The following is a 23,605-nucleotide window of genomic DNA, read 5'->3' as shown; positions in this document are numbered from 1 at the left end:
TACCTCTTTTCTAAAAATTACACATACATTATAACACAGTTTCAATCACTTTTCAATCATTTTAGTGCGACATTTTAATTGATATGTCGCGTTTATCAGCGTCAAAGAACAGTTTCAGGCAGCGGTATATCTTTGCCATATCCCAGCCCAGACACTCTGGCGACTCTGAGTGATTATCAAGAAAGGCGTCCAGCAACATCTTAAAGCCTCCCGTGCAAAAAGTAAATAAATAGTGTTTTTCCTGTATGCCTGTCACACGGCTAAAAGACCGCTTGACCAAATCTTCCAGAAAATTATAGCAGATATTATGTACCAGCTCTGTGTAGCGAGTCTGATGAGCGTGCCGAATCACATCGACACTTTTATAGAATCTGCCAACTGTTTCCTTATGGTCGAATCCTTGAAAGAAGTCGCTTTATTCGTCGGTCAAGACAATTAATTTGGCTGGTGCAACTGATTCGCCAAGCTATGAACAAGCAATTATTACCTTTTGAAAGCAAAAATGGCAATTATGAAGGTGAAGCTACTCAGGTCTTAGTTCTTCTATCCAATTACTATGCAGACAAAAAACTATTTGATGAAAATACAGATGAATATGGAAATATCTTGATTTTAAAGGATTCATCCATCATTTCTAAATTATCGGCTATCCCAGATTTATTAAAAAGGGGATCTAGTAGGTAACAATAATATCGAATATATCAAAGTACGCAATATTAGGATTTCTTCAGAGGTTGAGTTAGAGTCAGATGTTGATGGGGATAAGTCGGATAATCTGCCAATAGATATAAAAATACTAGAAAACAGGCTTGAAAAAGGCTCGTAAAGCTAGCCAGTTCTCTAAACGTTAATTCGTTGCTGGACAGCAGAATACAAACGAAAACACTTTGCATCTTGCAAGGTGTTTTTTTCTATGAGAACTGGCGGTGCGCAATTAGGATAGCTCTAGCGACTTTAGTCGCATAGAGATATGCTATGCACAGTTGCCCCAAGAAAACAATGCTTCTTGGTCCACCCTGTTAGACAAGCTTCAAAACCAAGGAATCCAACAGATTTCTCTTGTAGTTACAGATGGCTTTAAGGGGCTTGAGCAGATTATCAGTCAGGCTCACCCATTAGCTAAACAACAATGTTGCTTAATTCATATTAGTCGAAATCTAGCTAGTAAAGTGAAACGAGCAGATAGAGCGGTTATTCTGGGGCAATTTATAATGATTTATCGTGCTGAAAATTTAGAAATGGCAGGACAAGCTTTAGAGGACTTTCTCGCCGAATGGAAACCAAAGTATAGGAAAGTCATGGAAAGTCTGGAGAAGACGGATAATCTTTTAACTTTTTATCAGTTTCCCTACCAGATTTGGCACAGCATGTATTCGACAAACCTCATTGAGTCTCTTAACAAAGAAATCAAACATCAAACGAAAAAGAAGGTTCTTTTTCCTAATGAGGAGGCTCTGGAACGTTACTTAGTTACGTTGTTTGAAGATTATAATTTCAAGCAAAGTCAACGAATCCATAAAGGGTTTGGTCAATGTTCTGATACACTTGAAAGCTTATTTAATTAACACTCCGTAACTCTACTTAAGTGTTTACACATAATTATTGACAGTATCAAAAAATAAAGTATATTGTTTTCATCATAATATAATTAAATATCAGTATAGAGAATTTTATCTATATATCAGATATCAGCAATTGCTTTTGCTGTCATTTTTCGCTACAATAGTTACAAGGAGGAAATAAACATGTTAAAAGAAGTATTAAACGTCGCAAAAGTTGCGAAAAAATCATCTCTCTTCTTAGGAGGGGTAGCATTTGGGACGCTTGGCTTGAAAGTCTTAGCAAGTAAAGAAGCTAAGAAAGGCTATTCTAAGGCCTTGGCTAAAGCTTACAAATTGAAAGATGGACTGGATGCATCTGTTTCTGTTGTAAAACAACACGGTGATGATGTTTTACAAGACGCTAAATATTTATACGAACAGGAAAAGAAAGAAGAACAATTAGATAGCCTGACAGGTGAATAATATGTCTTTTAAAGTGCTACACAGAGGATATCAACATATCCGATTATCGTCCTCGTTTTCACTGACCTTGGATATTCAAGATTATCTTCGTTCCTTGGCTAAAGATGAAAAAGGGATCGACTCTATTCAGTTTTATATGGATCAGCAGCACTTTACTCTACGTATGAAAGAAGGCTTCTCTGTATTAGAAAATGCAGAGGCCTTTTTAAAAAAAATTGACAAGGGGAAAGTTTCGGACTTGATGACTCTTCCCATTCGTAGAGAAGAGAGTGCTTATTCAATTGTATCGGGTGCAGCGATTAAGCGTTTGCTGTTTCGAAGTTTTGTACCCTACCCTATTCGTTATATTTGGACTTGTTATCAGGCTTTGGGTTATGTCAAAGAAGCCTATCAAACCTTAGCGCGCAAGGAACTAACCATGGAGGTCTTGGACTGTTCGGCCATTTTGTTGTCCTTGTTTATGAACCAATCCAAGACAGCTAGCAACATCATGTTTATGCTTGATTTGGGTAATCATCTGGATCAGTGGTCTTTAAAAAAAACAGCAACAGATTTGGAACAAAGCCTTCTTGCTAAAGAAAGTGATGTTTTCTTAGTGCGGGGAGACATGGTCATCAGCATCAAGAGTTCTGATGTTCAAGTAGGTGATGTATTAGTTGTCTCCCAAGGTAATGAAATCTTGTTTGACGGCCAAGTGGTTTCAGGATTAGGCATGGTCAATGAGAGTTCCTTGACTGGAGAGAGCTTCCCTGTTGAAAAGAAAGAGGGAGATTCTGTATGTGCGAATACTGTTTTGGAAACAGGAGAGTTAAGAATTCGTGTGACTGATAATCAGATAAACAGTCGTATTTTGCAACTCATCAATCTGATGAAAAAATCTGAAGAGAGTAAGAAGACAAAACAACGTCATTTTATTAGGATGGCAGACAAGGTTGTAAAATATAACTTCTTAGGTGCTGGTTTGACTTATCTGTTAACAGGTTCGTTTTCAAAAGCCATTTCCTTTTTATTGGTGGATTTTTCATGTGCTCTAAAAATATCCACACCTGTAGCCTACCTTACGGCCATAAAGGAAGGTCTAAATCGAGAAATGGTTATTAAAGATGGTGATGTATTAGAAAAATATCTGGAAGTGGATACTTTCTTGTTTGATAAAACGGGTACCATCACGACGAGTTATCCTTTGGTTGAAAAGGTTCTTCCTTTCGGAGATTATACTGAGAAAGATATTTTAAGAATAAGTGCATGTTTGGAGGAACATATCTATCATCCTATTGCCAATGCAATTGTTAAACAAGCTGAAATTGAAGGCATTGAACACGAAGAAATGCATGGCAAGCTTCAGTATGTTGCAAGCAAAGGGATTAAATCGCAAATTGATGGTCAATCGGTTGTCATTGGAAATTATGTACTAATGCAAGACGAACAGGTAAGAATTAGTTCTGAGCAGCTGGCCTTGATTGAGCAATATAAGACTCATTACAATTTATTGTTTTTGGCTTATAAGAAAGAATTAATTGGGATGTTTTGTATCCACACTCCCTTGAGAAGCGAGGCGAAAGTTGCATTGAAAAAGCTAAAGCGCCAAGGGAAAAAACTGATTCTGGCAACTGGTGATACGTTGGCTAGAACAGAAGAGTTGGTTAAAGATCTGCCATTTGACAACGTTTATACTGATTTAAAACCAGATGGTAAGTTTCAGTTGGTTCAGGAATTACAGAAAGCTGGCCGAACTATTTTGATGGTTGGAGACGGGTTAAACGACTCTGCTGCCTTGACGCTTGCAGATATTGGGGTTGTGATGAATGAAAGTGCTGATATTTCTAAGCAGATGAGTGATATTTTATTATTAGATAATCGTTTAGATTTCTTCGAGGAATTGAATTCTTTATCTGAATCGTTGCAGAAATTAATTCAAAGAAATATTCAAGAAACAGTTGTAATAAATGGAAGTTTAATTGGATTTGGGTTGTTAAATTGGTTAAGCCCATCTAATCTTTCGATATTGCACAATCTGACTACTTTAAGAATCGTCCTTCGTAGTCTTTCTATTAAAAGTAGGTAAGAGACCGAGAAGCTGAGGTTATAAAAACTAAAAGGAGTTGTCTCATTTGAGAATAACGGTTCTTTGTCAACTGTAGTGGGTTGGTGGAAAATTATACCCTGGAGAGGACCAAATTGGTTCTCTCCTTTTAAATATTGAAAAAACCATTGGCAGTGGACATACTTTAAGACTATATATTTCTGAAACTAGTTTCACAATACAAATATTGACATGCAATTATTAATTGGTGGATTTTAAGTTGACATCTACAAAGGTTAATGTTAGAATACATTCAAAAATATATTTGAATGAGGTGTTTTATGATTCAAAATATTGTTACTTCAATAATCCTGTATTCTGGGACAGCCGTAGACTTACTTATTATCCTAATGTTATTTTTTGCCAAAAGAAAAAGCAGAAAGGACATCATTAACATCTATTTAGGACAATTTCTAGGCTCTGTTAGTCTAATATTCCTAAGTTTGCTTTTTGCATTTGTCTTAAATTATATTCCTAGTAAAGAGATTTTAGGTTTACTCGGTTTGATTCCAATTTTCCTAGGCCTCAAAGTTTTGCTTTTAGGAGATTCTGATGGAGAAGCTATTGCAAAAGATGGTTTGCGAAAAGACAATAAAAACCTGATTTTTCTAGTCGCTATGATTACTTTTGCAAGTTGTGGCGCTGACAATATTGGTGTCTTTGTCCCATATTTTACCACCTTAAATTTAGCGAATTTGATAGTGACTTTACTTACTTTTCTAGTCATGATTTATCTCTTGGTTTTTTCTGCCCAAAAATTAGCACAAGTCCCTTCTGTTGGAGAAACTTTGGAAAAATATAGCAGATGGTTTATTGCCGTTGTCTATTTAGGATTGGGGATGTATATCCTGATTGAAAACAACAGCTTTGACATGCTATGGGCTGTGTTAGGCTAGGAGAAAAAATTATGAAAAAAGATAGTATCTGTCAAGTGGATGTTATAAATCAACAAAATGTTACAACCGCAACGAACTACCTTGAAAAGGAAAAAGTCCAAAAATCACTTCGCATTTTATCAAAATTTACCGATAATAAACAGATAAATATCATCTTTTATCTCCTTGCCGTCGAAGAACTCTGTGTCTGCGATATAGCCTGTTTATTAAATCTCAGTATGGCATCTGCCTCCCACCATCTTCGTAAACTAGCCAATCAAAACATCTTGGACACTAGAAGAGAGGGGAAAATTATATATTATTTTATAAAAGATGAGGAAATCAGAGATTTTTTTAATCAACTAGGATAACAACTATTTTTACTACTTTTCCATGATTATAGGGAGATTATAATCGTTGTTGTTTCAACGGTAGCAAACTGTTTTTTACATAAAGTAATTGATAAACCCAATATAGATCAGAAAGAATTACTTGAAGCTACCGCACAATATAGGAAGTTATTGATACCTGACCTAATAATTAAAGGAGTGGGATTGATTCTATCCTTAATTGTCTATCCTCTGATTATGATGTATAGTGTTTTAATTGCGGCATTTTACATCATAACTTTAAAAACACTATCCGAAAAAAGAGTGAATAACTAAAAAACGGTGACCAAAGTTAGGTGTATTATTTTAATGCTTAGAGACCTAAACTATTTCCCCGTTTAAAAAATATTGATTCAAATTTTATGAAATCAATTAGTAGATATCGTTCTGAAAAGCCCTGATATTACGCTATTTTTAGTCCATCTGAAACCCATACTTTCCAAACCAGGCTTGAAAAAAGCTCGTAAAGCATCACAATTTAGTAAACGTTAAAACTTATTTAAACTTATTGAAAGCATTTCGTATCAAAAATACGGGATGCTTTTTCTGTTCACCCCAAATTTTTGTAACTAGGTGATACTTGAAATTAATACAAATTTGGTTGTTTTTGATAAATCTAAGCAACACTACATGATGAAGTGAAAGGGGATGAATCTTTGATAGTATTCACTTATTGTGAAATATGATATATTTATTAATTAGATGGATGAATACTTCTAGAGTTAAATATAGTATAATAGGGACATACTTTTTGGTTTATTTTTGTTTGTAGTCGGATTATGAAAGAATATCCAATATTATGCGATAAGATAGAATGTTACAAAAAAGAAAGGGGATGCAATCCGATGAAGAAAGACAGATTAATTGTATTGACAGATGCTGTTCTAGCAATTATTATGACCATCTTGGTTTTAGAGTTAGAAAAACCAACAACACCAAGTCTTGAAGCTTTTTGGGATTTACGGCAAAATTTCTTTGCTTGTTTTCTTTCCTTTTTCTGGTTGGGATCGTTATGGATGGCACTAAACACATTATGGGAAAAGGTTGAGAAAATTTCCTCAGAAATTATTTGGTGGAATTTGTTTCTACTCTTGGAGCGGCAGGAGTTCTCTTTGGAGAATTTCATGCCATCCAAGATACCAGTCTGAATGATGTGGTGGACCGGATCTATATAAATGTCAAGGATTTACCGTTTCAGTCCTTGGGAGCTTTAGCTAATATCCTGTCTGATATTAAGAAGGGACTGATTCAAGACAGTCATATCTGGTCTTTCTTCCAGTCATTTTTCAAACAATATCAGTTGATAATCAGCTTAAATCAGATCTATCAGTTTGTCTATCTTTCTCTGATGGAGATCATGTCCTATCTTCACTTTGATTATTGGAAAAAACGGCTCGGTCAGGAGCTAGTATGAATAAGGAGAACAAATGAGACGTTTAAAAATGTTATGGCATATTATACAGGTTACGGGTTTTACTCGGTTTGCTCTGAGTTTTGTGACCTTTGTTTTTGGGTCAGGAGGCGTGCTTTTCCTAGTTGAACCTGCTATCACAAATTACGGAGACGGTCTTTGGTATGCTTTTGTGACTTCGACGACTGTCGGCTACGGGGATCTCCTAGCTGTGACCTTGATTGGAAGGATTACCAGTGTCTTCTTGACGATTTATGGGCTCATATTTTTTGGCTGTTTATCAGCTGTTATTATTAATTATTATACCGATTTAAATAAGGAAAGAGGAGAGGACAAATGACTGCCAATTATTCAACACGGGAATACCGTGAGAAATTATACGATGACCTTCATGTTCGATTGAGAGATACAGCGATTTTGATGTGTGCAATTTTTATTGCCTCTATCGGTCTAAATATGAATTCAACAGCTGTTATTATTGGAGCCATGTTAATTTCACCTCTCATGACACCGATTGTTGGACTGGGATTCGGTTTAGCTATTTTTGATACGCGTTTAATCAAGCAATCTCTAGAGGTTTTATTGACTCAAGTGTTGGTCAGTTTGCTTGTCTCGACTCTGTATTTCTGGATTTCTCCCTTGTCTTATGCAAGTAGCGAGTTGATCGCACGAACCTCTCCAACCATTTGGGATGTTCTCATTGCTATTGCTGGTGGGATTGCTGGTGTGATCGGTTCAAGGAAAAAAGAAGCAAACAATATCGTGCCAGGAGTAGCCATTGCTACAGCTTTGATGCCGCCTATCTGTACTGCTGGCTATGGTTTAGCTAATGGGAATGTACGATTTTTATTGGGGGCTCTCTATCTTTTCTTGATCAACTGTGTCTTTATCATGCTAGCCAACATTGTTGGAACAAGAATTTTGATGAGAAAATCTCCTTTAACTTCATTTAAAGAGCTGAGCATTAAAATGAGAATTGGCTTGATTTCTTTGATTGTATTGTTGATTCTTCCAGCTAGCTATTCGGCAGTTACTCTGACAATAGAACAAGCGCGCAAAGAAGGGATCAAACAGTTTGTAGGAAAAGAGTTCGCCAATTATACGGTTATTAATCAAGTCTACAAGTCAAGTAACAATGAATTGGTCTTGACGGTTGTTGGAGATCCGATTTCAGAAGAAGAATTAGAAACACTCCACCAAAAACAAGCCTCTTACGGTATTCAATCTGTTCAATTGAAAGTGAATCAAGTTCAGAACTCGCCAACATTAGATAGTGAAGCGACCAAGGAATTTTATGAAAACATTGACAAGTATATTGATCAAAAACTCTCTGAAAAAGATTCACAAAACGATCTCGTAAAAGAAAATGAAGCAGACAAGGATTGAGGACAATGAACTGAATCGGTTTTTACGCCGTGTTTTTCTTGTATCTTCCTCTTTCTTACTTATAGCAGGTTGTTTTTGCTTGAATAAGAAATAAATTAGAAGTTCTATCATCTAAGAAAAATGATGAAAAAAATCATTTAACTAATGGTGTGAACGTTTAGTGTTTATCAGCTCCATTCTCTGTAATTTTGGGGGTAAAATCCACACCATTTAGATAAAATTAGTTGAATTTGATTGGAAAAACGCTTTTATAAAAGCGGAGAAAAGTCTTGATATTACGCTGTTTTTAGTCCAACTGAAATTCATACTTTCCAAACCAGGCTTGAAAAAAGCTCGTAAAGCATCACAATTTAGTAAACGTTAAAACTTATTTACACTTATTGAAAGCATTTCGTATCAAAAATACGGGATGCTTTTTCTGTCTAGCTTAATTTGACAATCTAGGAAAAAAAGCTCCTCTATTAACTATTTTTTACAGCAAGAAGAGGAGCTTTTATTCAGAGAGTTTGTTCAGTGTTCCAATTTACTAATTTCTATTTTTTTTTATTGAGACCAATTAAAAGGATTGGTACTAACGCACCAATAATTTTACCTGCAATAGCAGCAGACTTTGAGGAGACAATTAGTTTCGAAGCCTGAGAGATTTCATCAAAATCTAGATTCTCTTCCTCGGCTTTAGACAATACTTCTAATAGCATTTCAGCACGCTCAGCTCTATCAGAGTCGGCTGACTTTAGTTTTTCAATTTCAAAATCAACTACTGTTCGTATTGCAATATAATGTAGTTTGGTTAGTTTGCTATTTTTTGTTTCTAGATTACTAATAGTTTGTTTAGTGACACCAATAAGATTACCTAAATCTTCACTAGTCCAATTTAAGATTTCTCTGATAGACTTTAAATTGTCTTGCAGTATTTGTCTTGTTTTCTCATTTGAGGGATATTTTTCTTTTTTCATTTCACGACACCTACAATTCTGTATTTACATTATAACAGAAATTTGGGACATAAAAAAGCATTGTTTTGGTCAAAAATATAATTTGAGTAAAAAATATTTGACAAAAGAAAAACAATGGACTATAATATTGGTATTCTTAAGAAAGTGAGGAATAAAGTTATGATTAGCTTATTAAAAATAAAGTGAGTCATATGTTTGTTCTAGATTCTATGTCAGAAACATGACCAGAAGTTTTTTGGTGTAGTATACACCGTGCCGTGCCATTATAGGAGGAAAGTCAGAATGGATTTACAAGTAATACTTAATATTGTGTTGGTTTTTGGAATGATTTATTTCGTTGTTAGAAGATATATTATTGCCTCAAAATTTGCAGACTATATGATTAAGAATGGCGGGGAAGAAATTGAATTTATAAAGGAAAATAAATTGAGTTTCTCTGAATGCGTGAAATTGATTAACAAAAAATATAAAATTGGGTTAGTTAATTCATTTTCTGTCGTGAATTGTATAAGAGAAATGTAAGCTACACTAATAAAGGAGAGAATTATTATGGACGCAATTGTTAGGAAATTAGCAGGTTTTGGTTTGCCGGCTGTAGTCTTGTTAATAGCAATGAGTACAACAGGTCTAGCAGGTGCTGCAGCATTAACTGCAGCATTGGCTGCTCTTGGACCATTTGGCATGTTGGGTGGAATTGCTTTATTAGGATTTTTAGGTTTAGCTGCAGATTCAATTGCTGGATACGGTTATGAAGAAGTAGCAAAGCGCGTAGTTAAAGAACAATTAAAGACTACGTCTAAGTCTGAAATGATTAAAAATATTAGAAAACAACCAATTACAAAAGCAATGAAATTAAAAATTATTGACTTTGTTGAACATATAGATATCTAATTTGAAATAGGAGTTTATATTATGTCAAAATTATACGAATGTAGTGAGTGTAGTGAGTTGTTTACCAAGCATGAAATTGATTGGGAAGGTAGCGATGAAAGCTATGAGTCTTATTATTGTCATGACTGTTCTAGGTTTCTAGAGCAATGTGGAATTGATGCAATAGATCCTGATGGATTTGGGTATGACGAATATGGAAACTGGGATTCGGAACGATTAGGATTGTAAACACCTTAGAAAAACTCCTATTGCCTCTTTGCCCGTATTCTTGTTAGATGTTTATAACAGTCTTAAAAAAATCACATAAGGAAGTTTAAGAATGAAACTAATACCGTACATTTTTATAAATAGAAATTTATTGTCTGTTACCGGCACAAAAAAAGAAGTGTTTTCTAAATGTCTCAAAATTGCAAGAAAATATGGAGAAGTGAGAGGCAGTGATGAAATGTTTGGGGATATTTATCTTAAAACAAAACTAAATCTGCGCCGGTTACATTTTCCAAGAGAAATAAAAATATCGGTTGCTGCCACTGAGGTTCAAGATTTGACTATTATAAGGTTTGGTGATAGGTATGATTATACTAGTTCATGGCTTAGGGACGTTTTTGGGAAAGAATTCTTTAAAAAATGAAAACACAAAAGATAACACTGCTGAAATAAGTTGTGTAAATGCAAAAAATTTAATTTCCTTGTAGTAAAGTTGTGAAACATTATTGGATCGAAAACTATTTTTATAATGGCCGGCAATAGAATTGCTTTAACAGTTCGAACCCTAAAAATGGAATTAATATTTTTTAAAAAGTAATAAAAACGCTTTCTTTTTGATATAATTGGAGTAGAAAAATTTGGGAGAAAAATATGAAAAAATTAAGAAAAGTAATATATGTCATTCTTATATTATTAATTAGTGGTTCTTTTGTAGGTGTTAATAATGTAGCTGCATGGGGAAATACAGAGGCTAAAGTAAAAATCAATGGTGAAAAGATAAAGATTCCTAAATGGTCAATAGACGAGTATTCTAATTACTATGTATCAGTTGGCAAAAGTTCAATCAAACCAAAAAAGTTTCCCAAAAATGGTGAAATTGAATATGGAGGATTAGATGATCTTGGAAGGACAACTGAAGTAAAAGGTAGTCTGATTTATCAAAATGTTGAGAATTCTAGAGGGAATAGACTACCTTTTGCGACTGATGGTTCGTCTGATCCAAGCGGTTGGAAAAAGAATGAGGAAAAGGCCGAAATCATTAGTTCAAATGGATCTATATATAACGGTTTCTTTTGGAATCGTAGTCACTTAATTGCGAATAGTCTTGGTGGAAATGCCAAAAAAGAGAATTTAATCACAGGAACTCGTACTCAAAATGTTGGCGAGAATGATGGTGGTATGCGTTATCCAGAGAAAAAAGCCCAGCAATGGTTAGAGGCTCATAAGGAAGGAGGAGTCTTATATTACCAAGCAACTCCTTATTATCATAAAAAGGAACTAATTCCTCAATATGTAATAGTTTCAATGAAATCGTCCGATGGAGAAATAGATGAAGTAGTTGTTGTATATAATACCGCAAATGGTTATAAAATAAACTATAGTGATGGAAGCTTTAAGAAGGAGTGATGTTGACTTTTGTGCTAAATTATGGAGTTGCTTCAAAATCTAACAATTTATTCTTATTAATTCAAAGCATTTCGTATTATTCGAGGTGCTTTTTTCTACACCCAAACTAAATCAAAGATAAACAAAAAACCACCCTATCTTCCACAGTCAAACGTGACTGCAGAAAATAGGGTGGTTTTAGAATGATAACGATTAGTTATCGTCTTTGTGAAGGATGTTTTTCACACCCTTGATAGCTCCTTCGACAGCTTCTTTTGCGTCTTCAGCAACTTCTTTTGCTTTTGATGCAACTTTTTCAGCAACGCCTTCAGCTTCTGTTTTTGTGTCGCCGGTTACTTTACCGAGACCTTCTTTAACAGAACCTTTAACTTGGTTTAATTTATCTTCTAATGACATAGCGCCACCTCCGTTAAGTAAATAGTTTTTTTAATCTGAATTCAAGACAGTTTAATTAAAAAAATAAAACTATTTATCTCAGATTAATATAAGTATATGCCTTCTGGAATGGAAAGTCAAATTTTCGCTACGCTAATCTGAAAGTTGGAATGAGTCCTTACGATATCGTGAAAAAGAGGGATGAATAAGTAGCGGCCTTGTTTTCTAATTGAAGAAAGATCAGTCTTCAGCTATTTCAAAACAAAATCGTCCAGATGATGAAGGGATAATAGATTGTAGAATCGTCAGGCTAGAAAATCTAAACGGCTGTTTTTTCTTAGCAAAGTGGAGTAAAAAACAAAAGAAGATGACACTTTCTGTTCAAAAAGGGACAATTGAGGGCCACCTTGCCTACAAGTTTTTCCATGTGTTATATTTGTACATAATTGTACGAAAGAATGATATTGGAGAATAGATGATATGAAATATGCTAAACGTGGAGTCGCTATCCTATTCCTGTTAGTTCTATTTATGTTTGGGATCGAAGGTCTTGGTATCTACTTAACCGGAGTTTTCAATGGTGATTTAAGTTTTCTTTATTTCATGTATTTGATTCTCTACTCTTTGCTTCTCATTGCCATTCTATTTTGGTTAAAAAAGCAGAAAATAGACTTCCGTTCAAACAAACAGAAATGGAAGAGGTCCTATCTGAGGTATTTTGCTCTGGTGATCCTGTGGTTCTTTTTTGAGAGATGGGTGCTGCAAACTTTTCAAGATTTGCTTGTTCCTGTTGTTCGTCAAACCAAATTGCCAACCTCTATTTATCTAAATGGTCCCGGTATTTCGTCTACTCTGTTTTTTGTCCTAGCAACCATTACATCTCCTATGATAGAGGAATTTATTTTCAGAGGATATCTGATGAATGCCTTCTTTAAAGAAAGCAAGTTTCATTTAGATGTTTTGCTTTCGGGCTTTCTCTTTGCAGCCTTTCATCTGATCCATCAATATCGGGATCCTATAACCTTTGCTCTTTATTTCTGTTCGGGGCTCTTCTTTGCTGCTGTCTATAAGAAATATAAAGATATCCGATTGCCCATCTTCTTGCATGGCTTTAGCAACTTTCTTACATTTTGGAAACCAATCTGGATTTTCATCTTTAATTATATCTACTGGCATTTTCTTGTTTAACATCTGTGTTTCCTCAGCTGCTACCTTAAGAAACATCGCTTGAGCCATCCGTTGATTGATCATGATATTAAGATTTACAGACATTCAAGAGATTCTCTTGAATGTCTTATTTTTATTTGTAAAACCGAACCTTTTCTAAAACATTTAAGCGATTTTAAGGGGAATATGCTACAATGGAAGCAAATAAATAGAATGGAGCAGTGAAATGAAAGCAATTATTACAGTTGTCGGAAAAGACCAAAAAGGAATCGTAGCAGGTGTTGCGACTAAAGTGGCAGAGTTGGGACTCAATATCGATGATATTTCCCAGACCGTATTGGATGAGTACTTCACTATGATGGCGGTCGTGACATCGGATGAGAAAAAAGATTTCACACAGCTTCGTTCAGAATTAGAAGAATTCGGTCAGTCTCTTCATGTAAAAATCAATATCCAGAGCGCTGCGATTTTTGATGCCATGCACAATTTGTAAGAGTGAGGTGGTAGAAATATGGACATTAAACAGGTAACAGAAACCATTGCCATGATTGAGGAGCAGAACTTTGATGTTCGGACCATCACCATGGGAATCTCACTGCTAGATTGTATTGATCCAGATATCGATAAGGCGGCTGAAAAAGTCTACCAGAAGATTGTAACAAAGGCCAAGGACTTAGTAGCTGTCGGGGATGAGATTGCAGCAGAACTCGGCATTCCGATTGTGAACAAGCGGGTTTCGGTCACTCCGATTTCCATTATCGGTGCAGCAACCAATGCGACAGACTATGTGCCCTTTGCCAAGGCGCTGGATCGTGCTGCTAAAGAAGTTGGGGTCAACTTTATCGGCGGCTTCTCAGCCCTGGTTCAAAAAGGCTACCAAAAAGGGGATGAAATCCTCATCAATTCCATTCCTCGCGCTCTAGCAGAGACCGATTTTGTCTGCTCTTCGGTTAACATTGGTTCCACTAAGACAGGGATCAATATGACTGCTGTCCGAGACATGGGCCGTATCATTAAAGAAGCTTCCCAAGCAGATCCGATGGGGCCAGGGAAACTGGTGGTCTTTGCTAATGCAGTAGAAGATAATCCTTTTATGGCAGGGGCTTTCCACGGTGTTGGTGAAGCGGATGTTGTCATCAACGTTGGGGTTTCAGGACCTGGTGTTGTCCAACGGGCGATTGAAAAAGTTCCTGGTGCAAGCTTTGATGTATTGGCTGAAACCGTCAAGAAGACAGCCTTCAAGATTACTCGTGTCGGGCAACTGGTTGGTCAAATGGCTAGTGAACGTCTCGGTGTTGAGTTTGGTATTGTCGATTTGTCTCTCGCGCCAACGCCGGCTGTTGGGGATTCGGTTGCCCGTGTCCTCGAAGCGATGGGGCTTGAAGTAGTAGGAACCCACGGGACAACCGCAGCGCTGGCACTGCTCAATGACCAAGTGAAAAAAGGCGGCATCATGGCTTGTAACCAAGTCGGTGGATTGTCAGGTGCCTTCATTCCGGTCTCAGAAGATGAGGGGATGATTGCGGCGGTCCAATCAGGTCATATCAACCTGGAAAAATTGGAAGCCATGACTGCCATCTGTTCAGTTGGTCTGGATATGATTGCTATCCCATCTGATACTCCGGATACGACCATTGCGGCTATGATTGCCGATGAAGCAGCTATCGGAGTGATCAACCAAAAGACCACAGCAGTTCGGATTATTCCTTATGGAAAAGAAGGCGATATGTTAGAACTTGGAGGACTTCTTGGATCTGCCCCAGTGATGAAGGTCAACAAAGCTTCGTCAGCTGACTTTATTGCCCGTGGCGGTCAAATTCCAGCCCCAGTTCATAGTTTTAAAAATTAAAAAATGGCCCTGGAGCATAATGTTTGCTAAGGGCTTTTACTGTTGACCAAGCTAGTGAAAGTGAATCTAGAGGTCATCGCTGCCAGTTTCCTTATAAAAAATGATATAATAGAAGAACGTAAAAGGAGATCACATGGCGAAAACAAGATTATTTATTATTCGGCATGGAAAAACCATGTTTAATACGATAGGTCGTGCTCAAGGTTGGTCGGATACGCCTTTAACTGCTCAAGGAGAAGAAGGTATCCGTGAATTGGGAGTTGGGTTGAGAGAATCTGGTTTGGACTTTGTCCGTGCTGTTTCCAGTGATTCAGGTCGCGCCATTCAAACTATGGGGATTGTTTTAGACGAGCTTGGGCTCACAGATCAGATTCCTTATACTTTCAACAAAAAGATCCGGGAATGGTGTTTTGGAAGTTTTGATGGTGCCTATGGAGGAGAGCTGTTCCGTGGAGTCGTTCCCCGTGTTCTGGATATAGAAGACTACAAGAAGTTAACACTAGAAGAGTTAGCGAATGGGATCTACCAAGTGGATACAGCCGGTTGGGCTGAACCATGGGATGTGTTGAAAAAACGGATTGTAGATGGTTTTGAAGAGATTGCTAAAGAAGTTGAAGCTAAGGGTGGTGGAAATGTTCTTGTTGTCAGTCATAGCATGACTATCGGTTCCTTTGTGTGTATTTTAAATCCAGAGATTGTGCTAGATCCAAGGGTTGAAAATGGCAGTGTTACCCTGGTAGAATATGAAAATGGACACTTCTCGATCCAGACCATCGGAGATGAATCTTATCGCAAGCTAGGTGCTAACTGGTTAGAGGCCCATTCAGAAGAAATTGATGTGAAAAAATAAGATATCTTATATAAGAAGAAAACAATTGCAGGAGGATAGAAATGGCAAAGACAAAATTGTATATTGCCCGTCACGGAAAAACCATGTTTAATACGATCGGTCGCGCCCAAGGGTGGTCCGATAGTCCCTTGACGGAAGCTGGCGAACGAGGGATTCATGAATTAGGGATTGGTCTGCGTCAAGCAGGAATCCAGTTCCAACAAGCTGTGTCCAGTGACTCTGGTCGAACCATTCAAACCATGGGGATTGTGCTAGAAGAATTAGGGTTAACAGGTAAAATTCCTTATCGCTATGATAAGCGTATTCGCGAATGGTGTTTTGGAAGCTTTGATGGCGCCTACGATGGAGAACTCTTTATGGGGGTTCTGCCACGTGTCTTTCGGGTCGATGATTTCCATCATTTGAGCTTGATGGAGTTGGCTGAAGGAATTGTCGAAGTGGATACAGCAGGCTGGGCAGAGTCTTGGGAAACTCTTCGCGATCGAATTTTGGAAGGCTTTACGGCAATTGCCAAGGATGTTGAGTCTCAAGGTGGTGGCAATGCCATCGTGGTCAGTCATGGGATGACCATCAGCACCTTGATTTACCTGATTGATCCAAAGGCTTTTAAAGAATTGGTCTTGGACAATGGTAGTGTGACTGTTATTGAGTATGAGGATGGCCAATTTAAACTAGAAGCAGTTGGAGATATGTCATACCGACAGGTTGGAGCAAAATTGTTAGAGGAAGATCATGACTAAATACAAACTTGCCAAGAAAAGAGAAAAGAAAGTTAGCTGGATCGTGCTCTGCTGTTTAGGTCTCTGTCTGATCGGAGCAGGAGTGGGTATTTTCTATTTGAAACCTCAATGGCTTCATATGAGCGCTGTTGAAGATAAAAAAGTAGAAACAACCACTCCAAAAAAAGTTGAAAAAAAGGAAGAAAAACCTAAAACAGACCTTCCTCAAGCTTCTAGCAAGGATTGGAACCTAGTCCTGGTCAATCGGGACAACAAGTTAGCCGAGCTGAACCCTCAGTTAGTTGATGTTGAAGAAATCAAGGTGGATAGTCGGATTGCAGAACAAACGAAACAGTTTCTAGCAGCGGCGAGAGCTGTCGCGCCTGAAGAATCCTTGATTTCGGGTTATCGAAGTGTGGAGGAGCAAACAGAACTCTATAATGAGCGGGTAGCGCAGTTAGAAGCTACGGGTCTTTCTCATGAGGAGGCAGAAGCTCAAGCACAAGCTCAAGTACAGGTTCCAGGTGCTAGTGAACACCAAACGGGTCTTGCGATTGATATGAGTGCTCCAAATGGACAGTCTGAAGAGGTAGCCCAGCAGATTATTGCTTTGGCTCCCCAGTATGGTTTTGTTCTCCGCTATCCAGAAGGGAAAAATGCGATTACAGGTGTGGACTATGAAAACTGGCATTTCCGCTACGTTGGTGTAGAAAATGCCCAGTATATGGTCAAGCATCAGCTGGTTTTAGAAGAATACATTCAAAAATTGAAAGAAGCAGGTTTATAGGCTTTTTTAGACAAGTATCGGTCTTAAGAATGATTTTTAGCACTCTTTGAAAAAGAGTGCTAATTTTTTGGATTTTTCTCTTGACTTTCTCTTGAGAGGGTGTATAATAGAATCATGGTTTAGCACTTAAACGCTTAGAGTGCTAAATACGAAAGAGAGGTGAGGTCATGGTTACAGAACGTCAAAATGAGATTCTAAATCTTGTCGTCGATATCTTTACCAAGACCCACGAACCAGTCGGTTCAAAAACACTGCAAGATGTCATTCAATCTAGTAGTGCCACTATCAGAAACGACATGGCTGCCCTCGAAAAGCAAGGCTTATTAGAAAAAGCCCATACTTCGAGTGGCCGAATGCCTAGCCGGGCTGGTTTTCAATATTTTGTTCAGAACTCACTTGATCTAGAGCTGATTGATGAACAAGATGTCTACCAGGTGGTGAAAGCCTTTGATTTTGAGGCCTTTAAGTTAGATGATATTTTGGATGCTACGGCTAAGTTGCTGGCCCAGATGACGGGCTACACCGCAGTCATTCAGGATGTTGAACCGACACGACAGCGCTTGACTGGTTTTGAGATTGTTCCATTGTCCAACCACGATGCCTTAGCGGTTCTGACCTTGGATGAATCAAAGCCTGTTACCGTCCAGTTTGCGATTCCAAAGAATTTTTTAACCAGTGACTTGGAAATTTTCCATCAGTTGGTTCAAGAACGTTTCATTGGAAATACAGTTTTGGATATCCACTACCGCTTGCGGACGGAGATTCCACAGATTGTACAGCGCTATTTTAAGACGACAGACAATGTATTGGATCTGTTTGATTACGTCTTCTCGCAATTGTTTCAAGAACTGGTCTTTGTAGAAGGAAAGGTTTCATCATTAACCTACGCCAATCTTCAGACTTATCAGTTCTTAGATAACCCCCAACACGTAGCTCTTGAGTTGCGAGGGGGGATGTCGGAGGACCAAATGACCCAGATCCTGGTTGCTGAATCCCAAGAGAAGGCCTTGAAAAATGTGACCGTGATTAGTCACAAATTCCTGGTTCCTTATCGTGGGATGGCCCTCATGCATGTGATTGGTCCCGTAGAGATGGATTACAGGCGTGTGATTAGTCTCGTCAATGTTATCGGCCGAGTGCTGGTCATGAAGTTAACGGACTACTACCGTTACCTCAACAGCAACCATTATGAAGTAAATTAAGACCAAATGAAAGGGGTGTATGCCTTGACAGAAGAAATCAAAAAAGAAGACGTGAAAGAAGAGGAAGTTGTCGAGACAACTGAAGAAGTTGTAGAGGAAACCAACCAACCTTCTGAATTAGAAGAAGCACAAGCGCGTGCTGAAGAATTTGAAAACAAATACCTTCGTGCCCACGCAGAAATGCAAAATATTCAACGTCGTGCCAATGAAGAACGCCAACTCTTGCAACGCTATCGCAGCCAAGATTTGGCCAAAGCAATCTTGCCATCACTTGATAACCTTGAACGTGCCCTTGCCGTAGAAGGGTTGACAGATGATGTGAAGAAGGGCTTGGAAATGGTGCAAGAAAGCTTGATTCATGCTCTGAAAGAAGAAGGAATCGAGGAGATCGTAGCGGACGGAGAATTTGACCATAACTACCACATGGCCATCCAAACAGTCCCAGCGGATGACGAGCATCCGGCTGATACCATCGCACAAGTCTTCCAAAAAGGCTACAAACTCCATGACCGCATCCTACGCCCAGCCATGGTCGTTGTCTACAACTAGGCTAGAGAACTTAAAAACCTTGTCCGAAACGACAATAAACTATGAAAGAAAGATAAACAATGGTTTAGCTTTGCCAATAGTGAGCGAAGCGAACCAAAGGCGATACTCTTCGCCGTGGCGCTATTTTCGCAAACTTTGAGACCTTAGGCTCAAAGTTTAGTCAAAGAGATTGACGAAGTCAAGCTCTGACGGCGTCGCCACTTAAGAAGAGTATCAAAAAGAAAAAAAGAAGATAAAATTTAAGGAGAAAAACACATGTCTAAAATTATCGGTATTGACTTAGGTACAACAAACTCAGCAGTTGCAGTTCTTGAAGGAACTGAAAGCAAAATCATCGCAAACCCAGAAGGAAACCGCACAACTCCATCTGTAGTTTCATTCAAAAACGGTGAAATCATCGTTGGTGACGCTGCAAAACGTCAAGCAGTAACAAACCCAGATACAGTTATCTCTATCAAATCTAAGATGGGTACTTCTGAAAAAGTTTCTGCTAACGGAAAAGAATATACTCCACAAGAAATCTCAGCTATGATCCTTCAATACTTGAAAGGCTACGCTGAAGAATATCTTGGTGAAAAAGTAACCAAGGCTGTTATCACAGTTCCAGCTTACTTTAACGATGCTCAACGTCAAGCAACTAAAGACGCTGGTAAAATTGCTGGTCTTGAAGTAGAACGTATCGTCAACGAACCAACTGCAGCAGCTCTTGCTTACGGTTTGGATAAGACTGACAAAGAAGAAAAAATCTTGGTATTTGACCTTGGTGGTGGTACATTTGACGTATCTATCCTTGAACTCGGTGATGGTGTCTTCGATGTATTGGCAACTGCAGGAGACAACAAACTCGGTGGTGACGACTTTGACCAAAAAATCATCGACCACATGGTTGCAGAATTCAAGAAAGAAAACGGCATCGACTTGTCAACAGACAAGATGGCTCTTCAACGTTTGAAAGACGCAGCTGAAAAAGCTAAGAAAGACCTTTCTGGTGTCACTTCAACTCAAATCAGCTTGCCATTCATCACTGCTGGTGAAGCTGGACCTCTTCACTTGGAAATGACCTTGACTCGTGCGAAATTCGATGATTTGACTCGTGACCTTGTAGAACGTACAAAAGTTCCAGTTCGCCAAGCCCTTTCAGATGCAGGTTTGAGCTTGTCAGAAATCGACGAAGTAATCCTTGTTGGTGGTTCAACTCGTATTCCAGCCGTTGTAGAAGCTGTTAAGGCTGAAACTGGTAAAGAACCAAACAAATCAGTAAACCCTGATGAAGTGGTTGCTATGGGTGCAGCTATCCAAGGTGGTGTCATCACTGGTGATGTCAAAGACGTTGTTCTTCTTGACGTAACACCATTGTCACTTGGTATCGAAACAATGGGTGGTGTCTTCACAAAACTCATCGAGCGCAACACAACAATTCCTACATCTAAATCACAAGTCTTCTCAACTGCAGCAGATAACCAACCAGCCGTTGATATCCACGTGCTTCAAGGTGAACGCCCAATGGCAGCAGATAACAAGACTCTTGGACGTTTCCAATTGACTGATATCCCAGCTGCACCTCGTGGTATCCCTCAAATCGAAGTAACATTTGACATCGATAAGAACGGTATCGTATCTGTTAAGGCGAAAGATCTTGGAACTCAAAAAGAACAAACCATTGTTATCCAATCGAACTCAGGTTTGACAGACGAAGAAATCGACCGCATGATGAAAGATGCAGAAGCAAACGCTGAAGCAGATAAGAAACGTAAAGAAGAAGTAGACCTTCGTAACGAAGTAGACCAAGCTATCTTTGCGACTGAGAAGACAATCAAGGAAACTGAAGGTAAAGGCTTCGATGCAGAACGTGATGCTGCCCAAGCTGCCCTTGATGAGCTTAAGAAAGCCCAAGAAGACAACAACTTGGACGAAATGAAAGCAAAACTTGAAGCATTGAACGAAAAAGCTCAAGGACTTGCTGTGAAACTCTACGAACAAGCTGCGGCAGCCCAACAAGCTCAAGCAGGAGCAGAAGGCGCACAAGCAACAGGAAATGCAGGCGATGACGTCGTAGACGGAGAGTTTACTGAAAAGTAAGATGCAAAGCCCGTTAAAACCTCACAGTGAAAATAGGAAATCTGACGCAGAAACTTTAGTTTCTAGAAAGATTTATCTTTTTCACCAAGAGGTTAGGGCGTGCTCAATTCGGCCTAACTCGTTTAGAACGTCGTAATGATAAGAAGAAATCCAGAGGTTGCAACCCAGCCTCTGTTTTTCGGTAAAATAGAGGATGTTGCGTATGAAAAAAGTACTTTGTATTATTTATCCTAATTTTTCTCTTTATGAGATAACCACTTTAACGAGTACTTTAGCTCTGTCTTTTGATATCACGATTGATTATGTAGCTTTTGAGAATTCAATAGTTGTCTCTGAGGATGGTTTGCCCTGTCAACCGACGAAAACATTGGATCAAATCCGTATAGAAGATTATTCTTGTGTGATTTTGCCAGGAATGGTAAATATAGGTCCTGCTCTACAAGATGAGAAATTGATCTCGTTTTTGAGAAGTCTTGATGGGCAAGATATCCTAATTGCAGCCATTTCTTCAGCGCCCCTTTTATTGGCGAAAGCAGGCTTGTTGAACGAAACGAAATTTACAGGTGGAATTTGGCAAAACTTCTTTGACTATTTTAAATTTCTTCCACGTGAGAATTTCCAACCGAAAGTTATTGTCCAAGATAAACAAATCATTACGGCTATCGGTTTTGCACATCAAGAGTTTGCAAGGAAAGTGATTCTAAGTCTAGGGTTGGCAGAGAATACGGACAACTATTTTAAAGAACAGAACGAGTATGCTGAAGAGGATTTGATGTTTACTCTATCGGATGAAGAGTTTGATCAAGTGAAGCAGAGTATAGAAAACACTCTCTAAAGATTTACATGAAAATTATAGAAAGGAACAAGGAGTGTTTGGTAAATTGTAGCTGAGCTCTGAAGTTTCTTACTCAATGTAAAAGAAAAGAATTGAACCCGACCTAAATCGTGGTTTGATTCACAATATCAATAGAAAGGATAAAGAGTGTTCGAGAAATTGAACTCGAGCGGAAAGCTTGGAAATTAGATAAACCTCCTAAGAAATCAGGATTTCTTGTCGGTTTCCTAAATTTCAGTCGCTTTCTGTTCGCTCTTAGTATCTTGCATGAACAATACTGAATTTTACGACCGTTTGGGCGTTTCGAAAAATGCATCTCAAGATGAGATCAAGAAAGCCTATCGGAAATTATCTAAGAAATATCACCCAGATATCAACAAGGAGCCTGGCGCTGAGGAAAAGTACAAGGAAGTTCAAGAAGCTTATGAGACTTTAAGTGACGAACAAAAGCGGGCGGCTTATGACCAATACGGTGCTGCAGGAGCCAACGGTGGTTTTGGCGGTTTCGGTGGCGGAGCTGGTGGTTTCGGTGGTTTTGATGGCGCTGGCTTTGGTGGCTTTGAGGACATTTTCTCAAGCTTCTTTGGTGGAGGTGGAAGTCGCAATCCCAATGCTCCACGTCAGGGAGATGATCTTCAGTACCGCGTAAATCTCAAGTTTGAAGAAGCCATCTTTGGAACTGAGAAGGAAGTGAAGTACCATCGGGAAGCTAGCTGTCGGACATGTGATGGAACTGGTGCTAAGCCAGGAACAAGTCCAGTAACTTGTGGACGCTGTCATGGTTCGGGTGTCATCAATGTGGATACGCAAACCCCACTTGGGATGATGCGTCGCCAAGTCACCTGTGATGTCTGCCATGGTCGAGGAAAGGAAGTTAAGGATCCTTGTACTACCTGTCATGGGACTGGGCATGAGAAACAAGCCCACAGTGTTAGCGTGAAAATCCCTGCTGGGGTCGAAACAGGTCAACAAATCCGCCTCTCTGGACAAGGAGAAGCTGGCTTTAATGGGGGGCCGTACGGAGACCTTTATGTAGTCGTCAATGTTGAGCCAAGCGACAAATTCGAACGGGATGGATCAACCATCTACTATAAATTGAACTTGAACGTTGTTCAAGCTGCTCTTGGAGATACGGTTCATGTACCAACGGTTCACGGCGATGTCGACTTAGTCATCCCTGAAGGAACCCAGACTGGTAAGAAATTCCGCCTCCGTGGCAAAGGAGCACCAAGCTTGCGTGGTGGATCTGTGGGAGATCAATATGTAACTGTTAATGTGGTGACACCAACAGGTCTAAATGACAAGCAAAAAGAAGCCCTTCGTGCATTTGCGGAAGCTGGTGATATCAAGGTAAGTCCAAAGAAAAAAGGCTTCTTTGATAAGGTGAAAGATGCCTTGGATGATTTATAAAAATAAGAGAGTGGGACAGAAATCGGTAATTCGTTAGAATTCGATTTCGTCGTCCCACCTCCGCACAGTTGAGTAGGGCTATAAAAGCTGATGAAATCAGCGTAGTAGAGCTCACTCAACCACTGCGTCTTGCTCGACAATCCAAAGACAATTG

Annotated in this window: 26 protein-coding genes and 3 pseudogenes; 27 read left to right on the top strand and 2 right to left on the bottom strand. The window is 38.7% G+C overall.

The features are described 5' to 3' along the window. Positions 1-345 precede the first annotated feature (345 nt). From I2D56_RS00480 to I2D56_RS00425, 11 genes and pseudogenes are all read left to right on the top strand, one after another. A pseudogene (locus I2D56_RS00480) lies at positions 346-489 on the top strand (IS982 family transposase); the annotation flags it as partial. Positions 490-492: 3 nt separating this feature from the next. Then, positions 493-826 (top strand): annotated as a pseudogene (locus I2D56_RS09740) (diacylglycerol kinase family lipid kinase); the annotation flags it as partial. A 148-nt stretch (positions 827-974) separates the two neighbouring features. Then, positions 975-1,565 (top strand): annotated as a pseudogene (locus I2D56_RS00470) (IS256 family transposase); the annotation flags it as partial. 180 nt (positions 1,566-1,745) lie between these two features. Then, complete coding sequence (locus I2D56_RS00465) at positions 1,746-2,024, top strand: DUF6110 family protein (RefSeq protein WP_002893755.1); 279 nt, start codon at positions 1,746-1,748, stop codon at positions 2,022-2,024. A gap of 1 nt (position 2,025) precedes the next feature. After that, entirely contained in the window at positions 2,026-4,089 is a 2,064-nt protein-coding gene (locus I2D56_RS00460) for a heavy metal translocating P-type ATPase (RefSeq protein ID WP_002893754.1), read from the top strand. A 299-nt stretch (positions 4,090-4,388) separates the two neighbouring features. After that, a complete protein-coding gene (locus tag I2D56_RS00455) occupies positions 4,389-5,003 on the top strand; it encodes a CadD family cadmium resistance transporter (protein WP_002911684.1) in 615 nt (204 codons plus the stop codon). Positions 5,004-5,014: 11 nt separating this feature from the next. Next, positions 5,015-5,353: a Cd(II)/Zn(II)-sensing metalloregulatory transcriptional regulator CadX gene (gene cadX / locus I2D56_RS00450; protein WP_000711078.1), complete on the top strand. Its 339-nt coding sequence runs from the start codon at positions 5,015-5,017 to the stop codon at positions 5,351-5,353. An 863-nt stretch (positions 5,354-6,216) separates the two neighbouring features. Continuing rightward, positions 6,217-6,519, top strand: coding sequence for a TMEM175 family protein (locus I2D56_RS00440; protein WP_006151097.1), 303 nt, complete (start codon positions 6,217-6,219; stop codon positions 6,517-6,519). Then, a complete protein-coding gene (locus I2D56_RS00435; protein WP_195183559.1) occupies positions 6,444-6,785 on the top strand; it encodes a hypothetical protein in 342 nt (113 codons plus the stop codon). The genes I2D56_RS00440 and I2D56_RS00435 overlap by 76 nt, the downstream gene beginning before the upstream one ends. A 13-nt stretch (positions 6,786-6,798) precedes the next feature. After that, the gene (locus I2D56_RS00430) at positions 6,799-7,122 is read left to right on the top strand and encodes a potassium channel family protein (protein WP_001253404.1); all 324 of its coding nucleotides are present in this window, start codon (positions 6,799-6,801) and stop codon (positions 7,120-7,122) included. Continuing rightward, positions 7,119-8,168: a DUF389 domain-containing protein gene (locus I2D56_RS00425; protein WP_000126416.1), complete on the top strand. Its 1,050-nt coding sequence runs from the start codon at positions 7,119-7,121 to the stop codon at positions 8,166-8,168. Before I2D56_RS00430 ends, I2D56_RS00425 begins: the two co-directional genes overlap by 4 nt. 533 nt (positions 8,169-8,701) lie before the next feature. Here I2D56_RS00425 and I2D56_RS09875 read toward each other — a convergent pair. Then, on the bottom strand, positions 8,702-9,124 hold the full coding sequence (locus I2D56_RS09875; protein WP_195347732.1) for a helix-turn-helix transcriptional regulator: 423 nt from the start codon (positions 9,122-9,124) through the stop codon (positions 8,702-8,704). Positions 9,125-9,406: 282 nt separating this feature from the next. On the opposite strand from I2D56_RS09875, the gene I2D56_RS00415 reads away from it, so the two are divergent. The 5 genes from I2D56_RS00415 to I2D56_RS00395 all read left to right on the top strand — a co-directional run bounded on the left by I2D56_RS00415 (position 9,407) and on the right by I2D56_RS00395 (position 11,629). Next, positions 9,407-9,646 (top strand): hypothetical protein, encoded by a 240-nt coding sequence (locus I2D56_RS00415; RefSeq protein WP_195347731.1) that lies wholly within the window; start codon positions 9,407-9,409, stop codon positions 9,644-9,646. A gap of 27 nt (positions 9,647-9,673) precedes the next feature. Then, the gene (locus I2D56_RS00410) at positions 9,674-10,015 is read left to right on the top strand and encodes a hypothetical protein (protein WP_195347730.1); all 342 of its coding nucleotides are present in this window, start codon (positions 9,674-9,676) and stop codon (positions 10,013-10,015) included. A 21-nt stretch (positions 10,016-10,036) separates the two neighbouring features. Continuing rightward, complete coding sequence (locus tag I2D56_RS00405) at positions 10,037-10,243, top strand: hypothetical protein (protein WP_195347729.1); 207 nt, start codon at positions 10,037-10,039, stop codon at positions 10,241-10,243. A 91-nt stretch (positions 10,244-10,334) separates the two neighbouring features. Beyond that, a complete protein-coding gene (locus I2D56_RS00400; RefSeq protein ID WP_195347728.1) occupies positions 10,335-10,646 on the top strand; it encodes a hypothetical protein in 312 nt (103 codons plus the stop codon). Positions 10,647-10,873: 227 nt separating this feature from the next. Beyond that, on the top strand, positions 10,874-11,629 hold the full coding sequence (locus tag I2D56_RS00395) for a DNA/RNA non-specific endonuclease (RefSeq protein ID WP_195347727.1): 756 nt from the start codon (positions 10,874-10,876) through the stop codon (positions 11,627-11,629). Between the two features lie 192 nt (positions 11,630-11,821). On the opposite strand, the gene I2D56_RS00390 is transcribed toward I2D56_RS00395, so the two are convergent. Next, complete coding sequence (locus I2D56_RS00390) at positions 11,822-12,025, bottom strand: CsbD family protein (protein WP_061564347.1); 204 nt, start codon at positions 12,023-12,025, stop codon at positions 11,822-11,824. A 459-nt stretch (positions 12,026-12,484) separates the two neighbouring features. Here I2D56_RS00390 and I2D56_RS09870 point away from each other — a divergent pair, with 459 nt between their 5' ends. From I2D56_RS09870 to dnaJ, 11 genes are all read left to right on the top strand, one after another. Further along, the gene (locus I2D56_RS09870) at positions 12,485-13,192 is read left to right on the top strand and encodes a CPBP family intramembrane glutamic endopeptidase (RefSeq protein WP_195347726.1); all 708 of its coding nucleotides are present in this window, start codon (positions 12,485-12,487) and stop codon (positions 13,190-13,192) included. 205 nt (positions 13,193-13,397) lie between these two features. Then, positions 13,398-13,664, top strand: coding sequence for an ACT domain-containing protein (locus I2D56_RS00380; protein ID WP_006595627.1), 267 nt, complete (start codon positions 13,398-13,400; stop codon positions 13,662-13,664). A gap of 18 nt (positions 13,665-13,682) precedes the next feature. Next, entirely contained in the window at positions 13,683-15,020 is a 1,338-nt protein-coding gene (locus tag I2D56_RS00375; protein ID WP_195347725.1) for a PFL family protein, read from the top strand. Between the two features lie 133 nt (positions 15,021-15,153). Beyond that, entirely contained in the window at positions 15,154-15,870 is a 717-nt protein-coding gene (locus I2D56_RS00370; protein ID WP_195347724.1) for a histidine phosphatase family protein, read from the top strand. Between the two features lie 41 nt (positions 15,871-15,911). Then, positions 15,912-16,610: a histidine phosphatase family protein gene (locus I2D56_RS00365; protein WP_006595630.1), complete on the top strand. Its 699-nt coding sequence runs from the start codon at positions 15,912-15,914 to the stop codon at positions 16,608-16,610. Further along, positions 16,603-17,376 (top strand): M15 family metallopeptidase, encoded by a 774-nt coding sequence (locus tag I2D56_RS00360; RefSeq protein WP_006595631.1) that lies wholly within the window; start codon positions 16,603-16,605, stop codon positions 17,374-17,376. The genes I2D56_RS00365 and I2D56_RS00360 overlap by 8 nt, the downstream gene beginning before the upstream one ends. A gap of 167 nt (positions 17,377-17,543) precedes the next feature. After that, positions 17,544-18,578, top strand: coding sequence for a heat-inducible transcriptional repressor HrcA (gene hrcA / locus I2D56_RS00355; protein WP_195347723.1), 1,035 nt, complete (start codon positions 17,544-17,546; stop codon positions 18,576-18,578). 6 nt (positions 18,579-18,584) lie between these two features. Then, entirely contained in the window at positions 18,585-19,127 is a 543-nt protein-coding gene (grpE, locus tag I2D56_RS00350) for a nucleotide exchange factor GrpE (protein ID WP_195347722.1), read from the top strand. Positions 19,128-19,382: 255 nt separating this feature from the next. Next, positions 19,383-21,206, top strand: a complete 1,824-nt coding sequence (gene dnaK / locus I2D56_RS00345; protein WP_125374522.1) for a molecular chaperone DnaK — start codon at positions 19,383-19,385, stop codon at positions 21,204-21,206. Between the two features lie 202 nt (positions 21,207-21,408). Continuing rightward, on the top strand, positions 21,409-22,041 hold the full coding sequence (locus tag I2D56_RS00340; RefSeq protein ID WP_195347721.1) for a DJ-1/PfpI family protein: 633 nt from the start codon (positions 21,409-21,411) through the stop codon (positions 22,039-22,041). Positions 22,042-22,308: 267 nt separating this feature from the next. Further along, entirely contained in the window at positions 22,309-23,451 is a 1,143-nt protein-coding gene (gene dnaJ / locus I2D56_RS00335; RefSeq protein ID WP_023027240.1) for a molecular chaperone DnaJ, read from the top strand. Positions 23,452-23,605 lie beyond the last annotated feature (154 nt).

This window comes from Streptococcus australis, from assembly GCF_015553625.1.
Lineage (GTDB): Bacteria > Bacillota > Bacilli > Lactobacillales > Streptococcaceae > Streptococcus > Streptococcus australis_B.
This window is presented reverse-complemented; position numbering and strand designations above follow the sequence as displayed.